At 53.5% G+C, this 13406-nt stretch carries 12 protein-coding genes and 1 riboswitch; of the genes, 9 read left to right on the top strand and 3 right to left on the bottom strand.

What is annotated here, in order from left to right; all coding sequences use genetic code 11:
- The first annotated feature begins 194 nt into the window (after window positions 1-194).
- From gndA to B4923_RS20865, 6 genes are all read left to right on the top strand, one after another.
- Window positions 195-1601, top strand: a complete 1407-nt coding sequence (gndA, locus tag B4923_RS06810) for an NADP-dependent phosphogluconate dehydrogenase (RefSeq protein WP_109053601.1) — start codon at window positions 195-197, stop codon at window positions 1599-1601.
- Between the two features lie 485 nt (window positions 1602-2086).
- Window positions 2087-2293: a hypothetical protein gene (locus tag B4923_RS06805; RefSeq protein WP_170116026.1), complete on the top strand. Its 207-nt coding sequence runs from the start codon at window positions 2087-2089 to the stop codon at window positions 2291-2293.
- 65 nt (window positions 2294-2358) lie between these two features.
- Window positions 2359-3036: a YjbF family lipoprotein gene (locus tag B4923_RS06800; RefSeq protein ID WP_170116025.1), complete on the top strand. Its 678-nt coding sequence runs from the start codon at window positions 2359-2361 to the stop codon at window positions 3034-3036.
- Between the two features lie 9 nt (window positions 3037-3045).
- Window positions 3046-3825 (top strand): capsule biosynthesis GfcC family protein, encoded by a 780-nt coding sequence (locus B4923_RS06795; RefSeq protein ID WP_109053598.1) that lies wholly within the window; start codon window positions 3046-3048, stop codon window positions 3823-3825.
- A complete protein-coding gene (locus B4923_RS06790; protein WP_109053597.1) occupies window positions 3825-5960 on the top strand; it encodes a YjbH domain-containing protein in 2136 nt (711 codons plus the stop codon). Before B4923_RS06795 ends, B4923_RS06790 begins: the two co-directional genes overlap by 1 nt.
- Before the next feature lie 399 nt (window positions 5961-6359).
- On the top strand, window positions 6360-6500 hold the full coding sequence (locus B4923_RS20865) for a hypothetical protein (protein WP_170116024.1): 141 nt from the start codon (window positions 6360-6362) through the stop codon (window positions 6498-6500).
- A gap of 99 nt (window positions 6501-6599) precedes the next feature.
- On the opposite strand, the gene B4923_RS06780 is transcribed toward B4923_RS20865, so the two are convergent.
- The 3 genes from B4923_RS06780 to B4923_RS06770 form a co-directional block, all read right to left on the bottom strand.
- Window positions 6600-7460, bottom strand: a complete 861-nt coding sequence (locus tag B4923_RS06780; RefSeq protein WP_109053595.1) for a GHMP family kinase ATP-binding protein — start codon at window positions 7458-7460, stop codon at window positions 6600-6602.
- Window positions 7453-8526, bottom strand: coding sequence for a threonine-phosphate decarboxylase CobD (gene cobD, locus B4923_RS06775; RefSeq protein ID WP_109053594.1), 1074 nt, complete (start codon window positions 8524-8526; stop codon window positions 7453-7455). Before cobD ends, B4923_RS06780 begins: the two co-directional genes overlap by 8 nt.
- A gap of 91 nt (window positions 8527-8617) precedes the next feature.
- Window positions 8618-9682: an NAD(P)-dependent alcohol dehydrogenase gene (locus tag B4923_RS06770; RefSeq protein ID WP_109053593.1), complete on the bottom strand. Its 1065-nt coding sequence runs from the start codon at window positions 9680-9682 to the stop codon at window positions 8618-8620.
- A 288-nt stretch (window positions 9683-9970) separates the two neighbouring features.
- Window positions 9971-10160, top strand: a riboswitch (cobalamin riboswitch).
- A 106-nt stretch (window positions 10161-10266) separates the two neighbouring features.
- Between B4923_RS06770 and B4923_RS06765 the strand changes: the two genes are divergently transcribed.
- The 3 genes from B4923_RS06765 to B4923_RS06755 are packed head-to-tail and all read left to right on the top strand — an operon-like array spanning window position 10267 to window position 13395.
- The gene (locus tag B4923_RS06765; protein ID WP_109053721.1) at window positions 10267-11757 is read left to right on the top strand and encodes a cobyrinic acid a,c-diamide synthase CobB; all 1491 of its coding nucleotides are present in this window, start codon (window positions 10267-10269) and stop codon (window positions 11755-11757) included.
- The gene (cbiB, locus tag B4923_RS06760) at window positions 11754-12719 is read left to right on the top strand and encodes an adenosylcobinamide-phosphate synthase CbiB (protein ID WP_109053592.1); all 966 of its coding nucleotides are present in this window, start codon (window positions 11754-11756) and stop codon (window positions 12717-12719) included. Before B4923_RS06765 ends, cbiB begins: the two co-directional genes overlap by 4 nt.
- A 31-nt stretch (window positions 12720-12750) precedes the next feature.
- Window positions 12751-13395 (top strand): cobalt-precorrin-8 methylmutase, encoded by a 645-nt coding sequence (locus B4923_RS06755; RefSeq protein ID WP_109053591.1) that lies wholly within the window; start codon window positions 12751-12753, stop codon window positions 13393-13395.
- The last annotated feature ends 11 nt before the right edge of the window (window positions 13396-13406 follow it).

Below are 13406 nucleotides of genomic sequence, written 5' to 3'. Positions count from 1 at the left end.
TAATAAAACGGCAAAATCTCAGCGAAAAATGGAAAAGGTACGGGATAAAATCACGGGGTGTGGCGATTAAACCAATCACTACCCACTCACGTAAAGCTGAGTTACCATGTGAGCCTGTTTTTAATTGCCTGCGGGTTTGCAACTCACGTGTTTGCGGCGGCGGGCAGGTTATCCTTCAGACAGGAGTTGCTTTAATGTCCAAACAGCAAATTGGCGTTGTCGGTATGGCGGTGATGGGGCGCAATCTGGCGCTGAATATTGAAAGCCGTGGCTATACCGTTTCCATCTTTAACCGTTCTTCAGATAAAACCGACGAGGTTATTGCAGAAAATCCAGGCAAAAAACTGGTTCCGTGTTACACCGTCGAAGAGTTTGTTGAATCCCTGGAAAAACCGCGTCGTATTCTGTTGATGGTAAAAGCCGGAGAAGCGACCGATAAAACCATCGAATCTTTGAAGCCGTATCTGGAGAAGGGCGATATCCTCATTGATGGCGGCAACACCTTCTATAAAGATACTATTCGTCGTAACCGTGAGCTGTCCGCAGAAGGCTTTAACTTCATTGGCACTGGCGTTTCCGGTGGTGAGGAGGGCGCGCTGAAGGGGCCTTCTATCATGCCGGGTGGTCAGAAAGAAGCCTATGAGCTGGTTGCGCCGATCCTGGAAAAAATCGCGGCGCGCGCCGAAGGCGAAGCCTGTGTCACCTACATTGGCGCGGATGGGGCTGGTCACTATGTGAAAATGGTTCACAACGGCATCGAGTACGGTGACATGCAGCTGATTGCCGAAGCCTATGCGCTATTGAAACAGGCATTGAATCTGGGTAATGATGAGTTGGCATCAACCTTCTCCGAATGGAATAAAGGTGAACTGAGCAGCTATTTGATTGAAATCACTGCTGATATCTTTACCAAAAAAGACGAAGACGGGAAATATCTGGTTGACGTGATTCTGGATGAAGCGGCAAACAAAGGTACGGGCAAGTGGACCAGCCAAAGCTCTCTGGATTTGGGTGAACCGCTGTCGTTGATCACCGAGTCTGTCTTTGCCCGCTATTTGTCTTCTCTGAAAGATCAGCGCGTGGCGGCGTCTAAAGTCCTGACTGGGCCTACGGCGCAGGCGTTCCGCGGCGATAAGGCCGAGTTCGTTGAGAAAGTGCGTCGTGCACTGTATCTGGGCAAGATCGTCTCCTATGCGCAGGGGTTCTCTCAGTTAAAAGCCGCATCGGAAGAGAACCACTGGGATCTCAACTACGGTGAGATCGCCAAAATTTTCCGCGCGGGTTGTATTATTCGCGCGCAGTTCCTGCAAAAAATTACCGATGCCTATGAGCAAAAGGCCGATATCGCCAACCTGTTGCTGGCGCCTTATTTCAAGAAAGTCGCCGACGAATATCAGCAAGCGCTGCGTGATGTGGTGTCCTATGCTGTTCAACAGGGTATTCCCACGCCAACGTTCTCCGCGGCTATTGCGTACTATGATAGCTATCGTTCCGCGGTATTGCCCGCTAACCTGATTCAGGCTCAGCGTGACTATTTCGGTGCGCATACATACAAACGTACGGATAAAGAAGGTGTATTCCACACCGAGTGGCTGGAATAATGTAATCTGTTGCTTATGCAACGAGAGTGGTTAGATAAAAACGCCAGATTAGGATATATCTGGCGTTTTTGCTTAAAATGCGGTTTATATTCTTATCATTCAGATTGTTATAGTGTTTTTCACCTTCTTTTTGCAAGTTTGCTTAAGCCAACTTTCATTTTCGCCACTATCTTCATTGTCTATTATGTCAAAATCTTGCTATTTTTAACGGTGTTGCGAAAATTGATCTGAGGCAGGCGCCTCGGTTCTCTGTTTGGAGCGGTTTTTACTGCCATGCACCTGTATGCACGGCTGGGAGGCTCCCCAGTCTCGGCTGACTAACGGTAGAATAGGGAGTTATACCCTACTTATGGTCTGGTCGGAATGAAGGTCGGGGTATGGTCGAACTGGCGATATCTCCCCCTGAAGTACTTCATATTCAAAAAAGGAAATCGTAATGAAGAAAACGTTAATTGCACTGGCCGCAGTACTGGCTATGTCGTCTAATGCGTTTGCTGTTGATGGTGTTTCTAACACTGGCGGCGCTGCTGGCGCCGCAGGGTCCGGCGTTGCTGCTGGTACCACCGGTTGGATTGCTATTGGTGCCGCTGCCGCTGTGGCTGCGGGTATCGCTATTGCCGTTGCTGAGAACGATGATGGTGGTTCTGCTACCAGCACCAGCACCACAACGATTACTCAATAATTTCGTGTAAATCCCAAGGCCACTTCGGTGGCCTTTCTTTTTCTGGATCGCGCTGTTCGGCGGGAATTTCATTCGATGACAACAATAAAACGAATGGCAAGAACGAAAGCATTGATTGCCATATCTATTTCCCCCTTTCTTTTGATGGGCTGTTCCCAGAAGATGGAATCGTTGGGAAAAACGGCCAGGCTGGCCTTTCTGGGACAGGATGACATCCACGTTACCGCCAGTCAGGTGCAAAATACCCCTTATGCGTCCGCCTATCTGAAAGTAGGCAAGGCGCCGCAGGCTTTTGTGGTATTGGCGTTTGCTGAGCAGGAACAATTGAAATGGATTGCCGCTGACAAGAATATGGTCGTAACGCAGCATGGTCGGCTGATAAAAACCCAGGGATTTGGTGAAGATATTACGTATGTCAGTAATCTTGGGCAGGACCCACTGGCACTGGGATTACTGGAATCAACCACGCCGATGACGTGGCAAAGCCGCGTTGAGTGGGCTCAGGTGTTCCGGGGCGGCTATGAGATCACGTCGGTATTCCGTTCCCGTGGTAAAGAAACGCTGACCATTCTGGATAAACCTCGTGAGCTGGTGCGTTTTGATGAGCAGGTTACCGTGCCGGCGCTGAATGAAAGCTATACCAATAGCTACTGGATTGAGCCGGCGAATGGACAGGTGGTGCAGAGCTATCAGTATATGGGGCCTGACATGGCATTGGTGAAATTCACCGTATTAAAACCATACGTACAATAAGGGGCTTAAATGTTGGCACTCACTCGTATGGCTACCTTGTTGCTGCTGGTTTCCGGCGTAGCGACAGCCGCCCAGCTAACCGTCAAAGATCCGCAGCAAACGCTTGCGGTTGTTAAGCTGGAAGAGGGTACGCGTCTTGAAAAATTTTATGAGCAGGTGGCTTTTCCGCCAAATGTAAACTGGCAAGCGGCGTTGATTTCAGATTTTGCCACCACGCAGAAAACGTATGAACAGGGCGATAAGCTGGGCGAGAAACTGGCGGAGTTGGAAACGCGTTGGCGTAATTCAGGCGATGGCGATCTGGCGATATCGGCGTGGTTGCTGCGTAAAACGTTGGAACCGATCAACGTTGCCGGTCGAATTCACACTGAACTCGACCCCGATCGGGTGCGGGTTCACCTGAAAAATAATCGCCCGCTGGTAGGAGAATACGCACTGTATGTGCCGCTGTATGCCGACAACTTTTCATTGATTGGTTTGTTGAATACGTCAGCCGATGTCGGCGAATTGGAAACCTCCGGCCGCGTAGCGCTTCGGTCTGGATGGTCAATCGAACGTTACATCGCGGGTAAACGATTGTTGGCCGGCGCAGATAACAGTTTCGGCTATTTGATTGGCGGTGATGGTACATGGCGTAAGGTGCCGCTGGCGTTGTGGAATCGCCGGCATATTGAGCCTGCCGCAGGAGAAACGCTGTTTATTGGTTTTGATCCGTCAAAGTTGCCGGATGACATGGCCTCGCTAAACGATCAACTTGCTGACTATCTTGCTAACCGGATCCCATTCTAATGACAAAAAACAGGAACTTTAAACTTGGCTGTCTGTCGTTGGCAATTGGCAGCATTTTGAGTGCTCAGGCGATGGCTGCCGAAGCGACAGATGGCAGCGCGACCAACCAGAATACCCGCTTTCAACCTGCCGGTGTCTCGCAGTCCGACTTTGGCGGCACCGGTTTATTGCAAATGCCGACGGCGCGTATGGCGGAAACCGGGGAGTTCAGCGTGAACTACCGTGATAACGATGAATATCGTCGCTATTCGGTTTCGCTACAGTTGTTTGACTGGCTGGAAACGACGGTGCGTTATACCGATATTCGCACACGCTCTTATAGTAGTAATGTTGATTTCAGCGGTGATCAAACCTATAAGGACAAAGCCTTCGATCTGAAAGCCAGACTGTGGCAGGAAAGCTACTGGCTACCCGATGTGTCAATAGGATTCCGTGATATTGCCGGAACAGGATTATTCGACAGTGAATATCTGGTGGCCAGTAAGCGGCTGGGGCCGTTTGATTTCACCCTTGGCATGGGCTGGGGCAATATGGCCGAAAGCGGCAATATCAAGAATCCCGCCTGCTCTCTGAAAGATAGTTTCTGCCAGCGCAGTGATTCTTATAAAACGGGCGGCGGGCAATTTGAAGTTAAGAACTTTTTCCACGGCCCGGCAGCGTTGTTCGCAGGGATCGAATATCAAACGCCGTGGGACCCGCTCCGTCTGAAGCTGGAATATGAGGGTAACGATTACAGTAATGAAGCTGCCGATCGTGGCCGCAGTGAGAAAATCAAGCAGGATTCGCCTCTTAACATCGGTATGGTGTACCGCGTAGGGGATGTGTTGGACACGACGCTCTCCTGGCAGCGCGGTAATACCCTGATGTGGGGTTTTACCCTGAGGACCAATTTTGACAGCCTGAAACCGACGCATCTTGATAATGCTCCGCCGGTTTATGCCCCTGTTCATGACGGAAAAGGAACCAACTGGCAGCAGGTGGCAAAAGAGCTGGACGACAAAGCCGGGTATAGAGAAGCTGATATTTATGCCGATCGGCATCAAGTGACGGTGGTGGCCCAGCAGGATAAATATCGCGATAGCGATGAAGCATCTTTGCGCGCCGCGACGGTGCTGGCGAACCATGTACCCGAAGATGTCAGCGAATATCACATCGTGCAGCGTAGCCAGCGTTTGCCGATAGCCAGTACGCAGGTGGATGCCAGGGCGTTCCATCAGGTGCAGCAGGCGGCCACGCCGTTAGGGCAAGCGGAACCGGAAACGCATCGTGCGGAGCCTGTGGCCGAGATCCGTGGTCAGCAGGTATTGCATACTGAACCGCAGCGTTTTTCCTATTCGCTGGAACCCACATTGACCCAATCGATTGGCGGGCCTGAATCATTCTATATGTATCAGGTCGCTCTGGCCGGCAGTGTTGATTATCGCCTGACGGACCACTGGTCAATCGGCGGATCGGCGTCGCTGAATCTGTTGGATAATTACGATAAGTTCAATTATACAACCCCGCCGGCGGACGGCACATCATTGCCGCGCGTCAGGACCTGGATCCGGGAATATGTCACCTCTTCTGATTTACTGCTGACCAATCTGCAATTAACCCGTATGGATAATCCGGCGCAGGATTGGTACACCCAGGTGTATGGCGGTTATCTGGAAATGATGTATGCCGGCGTCGGTTCTGAAGTCTTGTATCGGCCGTTTGGTAAAAGTTGGGCGCTGGGGATGGATGTCAACTACGTGAAACAGCGTGACTGGAACGACGTCATGAGGATGGCCGATTACGACGTGGTGACCGGGCATCTGACCGCCTACTGGGAATTGCCGTTTGTGGAAGGGGCGCTGGCGAAGGTCAGTGTCGGCCGTTATCTGGCAGGGGATAAAGGGGTAACGATTGATCTGTCCCGCCGCTTTGACAGCGGTATCATTGCTGGCGCATTTGCCACTAAAACGGACGTCAGTTCGAGCGAATACGGGGAAGGCAGCTTTACAAAAGGTTTCTATATCTCGATACCGTTTGACCTGCTGTTCACCGAACCAACCGTGAAGCGCGGTGCTGTTGGATGGGTGCCGTTGACGCGTGATGGTGGACAGATGTTGCAGCGTCGTAATCCGCTATATGGTGTGACGAATAAGTAATACGGTAGAGATCTCGATATCTGACGTCATGCTAACAGGCTCTTCATTCCCGGTTTGTGCACCGGTGATGAAGAGCTTTTTTTTGCCTGTTTCCCGCCAGAGCGCAGGAAATGGGCGGTGCGGTGATGACATGTTTCTGATCCGCCATCATCGGCTGCAAAATGGCCGGCGGACAGAAAGCGGAGCCCTGCCAGAAAATTGAACGGCAAGGTGAGATAGCGCTGAGAGAGTCTGTCGCGATAAACGATTTAAAGAAGCCGTTTGGGTTGGAACAGGAATGAGTATGTGAATGTAACCAATTGTTTATAAAGTTCTCTTCAAGATTATTCTGCATTGTTTGCTGCTGTCCGCCTCTTTATGATTCGCCTGCAACATCGTTCTTATTACACAGAGGTCTGCATGAGTCGTATATTTAAAATAATCGGAGTGATCACGCTAATTACTGCATTGAGCGGCTGCCTGTTCCCACCTCCCGGTGGCGGTGGTCATGGCGGCGGCGGTCACGGCGGTGGCGGTGGTAGTCATATGGCGCCGCGTTGATTTTCTTCCCAAAGCAACTATCCCCCACGAATATCACGCGTGATTAATCAATCACCGCCGCCGTCACTTCGCGCAGTCGCAGAGTGACGGCGGGAGGCGTTATCGCACGCCGCCAGCAACCATCGGCAGCAGATAGTGATTGAGATAATGACGGGTAATATTACGCTGTTGTAATTGCCAGATGAGTTTTTCCACATCGTGTATGCGTCTGTCGAGCAGTAACCCCACTACGCTGCCGCTGTGAGCGACGTTCAAACCATGTATCCCGGCGTCTTCAACCACGGCCAGTAAATCGCTGAAAGCGGGTTTGGTCAGTATCTGCTGGCTGGCGATTGCGCTCAGCGTACAGGCTTCTCCGAGCCGGGCATTATCCTGTTTAGCCGCCGCCGCGCAAAACAGACGCCAGGCCTTTTCCAACACATCGGCATTGTCCAGTAACGACGACTGACGATCGAGGCGATGATAGTTCGCCGTATCCAGCGTGTATGGGCTTTCCAGTAGCAGAATATCCACCGAAGGCTGCCAGTCGCAGGCAATTTGCGTATGAGCCGTTTGATGATCGAACAGCGTCAACTGGCGAAACAGCGTGCTGTCGGTGGGTTCCAGTTGAACGCACAGTGTGGCGAGGGTTGCTTCATCCAGTATTGTGCCGAGATGACGGGCCGTTGCCTGTGCGGTGGCGGCGATATCGGCAGTACTGCTGGCCATGCCTTTAGCGACAGGGATCGTGGAGGTAAATTCAATGCGTAATCCGCGTCCGGTATCCGCAGGCAGGCCAAGATGAGCAATAACGCTATTTAACATTTGCCGCATGCGCGGTCGCTCGGGGCCATCGGGCTGACCGTCCGTGACGGAGACATGACTGAACCAGTTCACCGGGCAGGAGATCAGTTTTTCACCGCCGAGAATCCATCCCTGAATCAATTCACCGCAGGACGCGGGGCAACGTGCGTCAGCCATGACCGAACACCTGATGCAGCGCAGCCACCAGCCGCTGATTGTCGGCCATGCTTTTGATGGCAACCCGATAATAATTGGCCGTCAGACCGGGATAGTTGGCACAGGCGCGGATCAGCAGCCGGTGCGCTAACAGCGCCTGCTGAAGCGGAATTTCCGGGCGCAGGAAATGCAGGAAAATATAGTTGGCGGCGGGCTGCCATACTTGCAGTTCGGGCATCGCGCTCAGTTCCCGATAGAGCCACTGCTGCGCCTCTGCCAGCCAGCGATGGGTCGCGGCGATATAAGGCGTATCGTCCAGCATGGTTTCCCCCGCCAGCGCGGCAAAGGCATTAATGGTCCACGGTTCCCGTGATTGTTTCATGGTCTGGATTGCACGCCGATCGGCGCTGACCAGATAACCCAGTCGCAGACCGGGGATCGCGAAAAATTTGGTCAGGGAGCGCAGGATATACAGTTGGGGAAAGGTCATTAGCTGGGGGATCAGACCCGGAGCGTCGGGCAGAAAGTCGATAAACGCTTCGTCAACGATCAGCGCGGTATTGCGCTGATGACAGCGTTCGACAATCGCCTGCAACAGCGCGCTATCAGGCATCAGTCCCGTGGGATTATTGGGGGTGGCGATAAACAGGCAGTCATAGTGAGTCTTATCCAGCGCGGCCAGCAGCCGGACATCAGGCTGAAAACCGTCCTTTGCCGACATGGCATAATCATCAATGGCGCAACCCATGCGCTGTAAGGCCCGGCGATATTCCGCGAACCCTGGCGTCAGCAGCAGCGCCCGGCGAGGCTGAAGATATTGGACGACCGCATAGATCAGCTCCGTTGCCCCGTTGCCGGCCATGATATGCTCAGGTGAACAGCCATGAGCGCGGGCGAGGGCGGCATGAAGATCGCGGTATTCCACGTCAGGATAATGCTCGGCGCGTTCGAGTTGGCTGGCGATCGCCGCTTTCAGCGACGCCGGCATGCCCAATGGATTGATGTTGGCGCTGAAGTCGATAATTTCATCGGCATTAACGCCGATTTTCAGCGCCATCTCCAGCACATTACCGCCATGTTCGCTCATGATGTTTTGGTTAGATCCCTGATTGCGATGGGGTCAGCATACCATAAGCGAAGAAATGGCCGTCAATGCCCGGCGTCCACCGGCATGGCGCTTACCCGGCGAAACTGGATGTTAATGATGCCATATCGATGACAAATCGATAGTGCACGTCACTTTTTAACATTCTCTCGTATGCCGTGTTGATATCCTGCATATCGATCATCTCAACGTCACAGCTAATGCCATGCTCGGCGCAGAAATCCACCATTTCCTGCGTTTCTTCAATGCCGCCAATCAGCGAGCCGGCGATAGCCTTACGCCCCATCACCAGCGGCGCGCTATGCACGGTTGGTTCAATGGGTTCGATCAATCCCACCAGAATCAGCGTGCCGTCACGCTTTAACGTGGTCAGATAAGGATTGAGATCGTGCTGCATTGGTACGGTATCAAGAATAATGTCAAAGTGATTGATAACACTCTCCATCTGTGTCGGATCGGTAGAAATGACCACACGATCGGCGCCCAGGCGGCGGGCTTCCTGCTCTTTGCCTGGAGAACGGGTGAAGAGGGTGACATTTGCGCCCAGCGCTTTGGCGAATTTCAGCCCCATGTGTCCCAGACCGCCCAATCCCACAATGGCGACATTATCACCGGGGCCAACATTCCAGTGTTTCAACGGCGAATAGGTCGTGATACCGGCGCACAGCAGCGGCGCGGCGGATTTCATGTCCAGCGCTTCCGGCATACTCAGCACAAATTTGTCGGAGACGACGATGCGTTCAGAGTAGCCCCCGAAGGTTGGCAGACTATCGTGGCGATCGAAACCGCCGTAGGTAAGCGTAGGCCCTTCTTCGCAATATTGTTCCAGCCCTTCATCGCAGGCATCGCACTGTTGACAGGAGTCCACCATACAGCCTACGCCGACCCAGTCGCCTGCTTTGAAACGATCCACCGCTTTACCAACGCTGACGACTTTCCCGATGATTTCGTGTCCCGGCACAATCGGATACAGGCTGTTTTTCCACTCGTTACGAGCCATATGAATGTCTGAATGACAGACGCCGCAGTAGACGATATCAATAACCACATCGTTTTCTCGCGGGTCACGGCGGACAAACTGATGTGGAACCAATGGGCTGGTGGAGTCCAGTGCAGCAAAGCCACGTACATTTTGCATTGCGATTTTCCTCTTCAATTTATGCATGACATCAAAAGATCAATACCAGAATTCAGTATGATTCAGATTAGCAACTCTGCTTTAACGATTTATGGCTAACTTTTGGGCCGATTTGTCATGATGGCGGCGCACAGGCTGTTATCATCAGTATCAGGGCGCATTTGATAACGCTGTAAATAGAGAGATAAAACATGTAGGAAATTAATCAATATATACCCTGAATAATTCGGGTTGCAGGAAAGCCAACACGAAGTATGACGGGGATAGTGTTGTCAGGTTAGAAGCGGGCATGGAAAAAGACTGCCCGGTTCTGCATGTTGTCATGACGCATGACAACTGGGAAGGGGGTGTAAATCCCCCGCAGCCCCCGCTGCTGTGATGCCGACGACCCCGTAAAAACCCACTGATCGCTGTGATTGGGAAGGGACGGGGAAGAGTGACGCTAAGCCAGAAGACCGACCTGACGATGACAGATTCAGCTCCTTCGGTGGGAAGCGGGTGGTCGTCCGATGCGTGCAGCGGCAATGCCGCTTTTGCGTACTCTGCGACATAACCTTTCCCGGCCGATGATGTCGGGATTTTTTATGCCGGGTGCACAAGAACAACATAAGAACGCGTCAGTCAGTCAGGGGCGAAATAAAACCGCATTGGTTATCGCGGGTACCGGCAGCGGCTGCGGCAAAACGACTGTCACGCTCGGGATCCTGCGGGCGTTGATGCGACGCGGGTTGACGGTACAGCCCTTCAAGGTCGGGCCTGACTACCTGGACAGTGGTTGGCATAGCACCGTATGTGGCGTTACATCACGTAATCTGGATGCGTTTATGCTTCCCGCGGCGACGCTTAACGGCCTGTATAACCAGCGTATGCGTCATGCCGATGTCGCCGTGATCGAAGGTGTGATGGGATTGTTTGATGGCTACGGCACGGATCCGAACTATTGCAGTACGGCGGCCATGGCTAAACAGCTTGGCTGTCCGGTAATTTTGCTGGTGGATGGTAAGGCGGTATCCACGTCAGTGGCGGCGACGGTGATGGGATTTCGTCAGTTTGACCCCGATTTGACCATTGCCGGTGTGATAGTGAATCGCGTGAATTCAGCAGAACACTACGAACTGCTCCGTCATGCCATTGAGCACTATTGTGGTATTCCGGTTCTGGGGCGTTTACCCGTTATGGCAGATATCGAGCTGCCTTCCCGTCATCTTGGTTTGATCCCCGCTCAGGAACAATCTTATCAAAAACAATCTTATCAAAGACAACCTCATCAAAAACAATCGGCGGGTGACGATCGTCGCTGGCGGAAACTGGCGCAGCAAATTGAGGAAACCATCGATCTGGACCGCCTGCTGACCCTGTGCCGCGACGTTCGGTTACCCGATGGCGAATTACCCGCCTTGTCCGCCCCTGAACTGGCTGAAGGACTGACGCTGACGCTGGCGCTGGCGGATGATGAAGCCTTCAATTTCTACTATCAGGATAATCTTGACCTGCTGGAGCAGGCCGGCGTGCGCATCCGGCGCTTTAGTCCGATCCACGATCGTCAGCTTCCCCGCTGTCAGATGGTTTATATCGGCGGCGGTTATCCTGAGATTTATGCCGCCCGACTCGCGGCCAATACCGCGATGCGCGATGCCTTACAGGATACGCATCGGCGTAATATTCCGATCTATGCCGAATGTGGCGGGTTGATGTATCTGGGGGATGGGCTGACGGATGCGGACGGTCAGCGTCATCGCATGAGCGGTATTCTGCCTGGTGAAAGCCGGATGGGAAAACGGCTGACCCGCTTTGGCTACTGTCAGGCTCAGGCCCTGACGGATACGTTGTTGGCGGCGCGCGGCGATATACTGCGCGGCCATGAATTTCATTATTCCGATTTTTCCACCTCGCTCTCTCCCAGCTTTAACTGCGCAAAATTGCGTGATGGCGCGGTAATCAAACGGTGGCAGGGGGGATATCAGCTTCAACAGACCTGTGCCAGCTATCTTCATCTCCATTTTGCTCAGCGTCCGGGCCTGCTTGACCGCTGGTTCGTCAGCGCCAGGCGTTCTTGTGTAAAGGAGGCGCAATGACGCTGAGCGCCTGGTTTGCCGCATTCCTGCTTGACTACTGGCTGGGCGATCCGCCGCATTGGCCGCATCCGGTGCGTTGGATTGGCAATCTGATTTCATGGCTGCAAACCCGCATCCGCGCCTGTTGTCACAGTGAGCGTTCGCTCCGACTGGGTGGAGCGGTGCTATGGCTGGTCGTGGTCGGGCTGACCTGGTTGTTGAGCTGGGGAGGGCTGGTCCTGATGAACATCATCCATCCGTGGCTGGGCTGGCTGGCGGAAGTCTGGATGATTTACACCCTGCTGGCGGGGCGTAGCCTGAGCGATGCCGCGATGGCGGTACATCAGGCATTACAACACGGTTCGCTGGAGGACAGTCGCCGCCAGCTATCGTGGATTGTCGGACGTGACACCTCACAGCTGGAAAGACCGCAGATAACCCGTGCCGTGGTGGAAACCGTGGCAGAAAACAGCGTGGATGGCGTGATTGCCCCCCTGTTTTTCCTGCTGCTCGGCGGTGCGCCGCTGGCGATGGCTTACAAGGCTGTTAACACGCTGGATTCGATGGTGGGCTACAAGAATCCGAAATATCGGGCGATTGGCTATGTTTCTGCCCGGATGGACGATGTGGCGAACCTCATTCCCGCCCGGCTGAGCTGGCTGTTGCTGAGTGCCGCCGCCTGGTTGCTGAAAGCCGACTATCGGCAGGCGCTGCGCATTGGCTGGCGCGATCGTTATCAGCACTCCAGCCCCAACTGCGCCTGGTCGGAAGCCACGGTAGCCGGGGCGCTCGGCGTGCGGCTCGGTGGCCCGAATAATTATTTTGGTGAGCGGGTAGAGAAACCGTGGATCGGTGATGAAGGCCGGGAAATCGCACTGAGCGATATTCCCCGCAGCATCAATCTGATGAAAGTGGCTTCGCTTCTGGCGCTGCTGCTGTTCGCTCTGGCGTATCTGTTGCTGTCAGCCGCTCTCGCCATATAGAACTTTTAGCCTTATAAAATAGGGAAATTCGATGAATTATCTCCAGCAACCCCGGCAAATTGAGCAGCAAAGTTTTGAGATTATCGGCGACATCATCGCCCGTGAGTATCCCGGCTATCGCTTTGTCGATCGGATGCAGGAGGCGATCATCAAGCGGGTGATCCACACCACGGCGGATTTTGACTGGCTGGATGTGTTGTGGTTCTCGCCGACGGCGCTGGAGCGGATTACGGCAGGGCTGCGTGCCGGCTGTCTCCTCTATACCGATACCACCATGGCGCTGTCGGGAATAAATAAAACGCTGCTGGCGCAACTGGGATGCGAATGCCGCTGTTTTATCAGCGATCCGCGCGTGGTGGCGCGGGCAAACGCCGAAAACATAACGCGTTCCATGGCCGCGGTGGATATCGCGCTGGAAGAGGCCGGAGATAAACTGTTTGTATTCGGTAATGCCCCCACGGCGCTATTCAGGCTACTGGAGCGTTCATCGGAAAAACGGGCGACGCCGCTGGCGGTGATTGGCGTTCCAGTCGGATTTGTCGGAGCGGCGGAATCAAAGGATGCGCTGATTCACAGCGATATTCCCTGTATTGCGGCGGCGGGCCGCAAAGGCGGCAGTAATGTCGCCGCCGCCATTGTGAACGCCATTCTGTATCGGATACGGGAGGAACGGTGAGCGTCGATACG

Origin of the sequence: Brenneria roseae subsp. americana (assembly GCF_003115815.1) — a bacterium.
GTDB lineage: Bacteria > Pseudomonadota > Gammaproteobacteria > Enterobacterales > Enterobacteriaceae > Brenneria > Brenneria roseae.
The sequence above is the reverse complement of the archived record's forward strand: the minus strand, read 5'-3'. Positions and strand labels throughout refer to the sequence as shown.

Coding starts and splice junctions, on each gene's coding strand:
- B4923_RS06770 (WP_109053593.1), bottom strand. CDS start 9,682: ATGCAAAATGTACGTGGCTTTGCTGCACTGGACTCCACCAGCCCATTG.
- B4923_RS06755 (WP_109053591.1), top strand. CDS start 12,751: ATGAATTATCTCCAGCAACCCCGGCAAATTGAGCAGCAAAGTTTTGAG.
- B4923_RS06805 (WP_170116026.1), top strand. CDS start 2,087: ATGCGTTTGCTGTTGATGGTGTTTCTAACACTGGCGGCGCTGCTGGCG.
- B4923_RS06765 (WP_109053721.1), top strand. CDS start 10,267: ATGCCGGGTGCACAAGAACAACATAAGAACGCGTCAGTCAGTCAGGGG.
- B4923_RS06800 (WP_170116025.1), top strand. CDS start 2,359: ATGACAACAATAAAACGAATGGCAAGAACGAAAGCATTGATTGCCATA.
- cbiB (WP_109053592.1), top strand. CDS start 11,754: ATGACGCTGAGCGCCTGGTTTGCCGCATTCCTGCTTGACTACTGGCTG.
- gndA (WP_109053601.1), top strand. CDS start 195: ATGTCCAAACAGCAAATTGGCGTTGTCGGTATGGCGGTGATGGGGCGC.
- B4923_RS20865 (WP_170116024.1), top strand. CDS start 6,360: ATGAGTCGTATATTTAAAATAATCGGAGTGATCACGCTAATTACTGCA.
- cobD (WP_109053594.1), bottom strand. CDS start 8,526: ATGAGCGAACATGGCGGTAATGTGCTGGAGATGGCGCTGAAAATCGGC.
- B4923_RS06780 (WP_109053595.1), bottom strand. CDS start 7,460: ATGGCTGACGCACGTTGCCCCGCGTCCTGCGGTGAATTGATTCAGGGA.
- B4923_RS06790 (WP_109053597.1), top strand. CDS start 3,825: ATGACAAAAAACAGGAACTTTAAACTTGGCTGTCTGTCGTTGGCAATT.
- B4923_RS06795 (WP_109053598.1), top strand. CDS start 3,046: ATGTTGGCACTCACTCGTATGGCTACCTTGTTGCTGCTGGTTTCCGGC.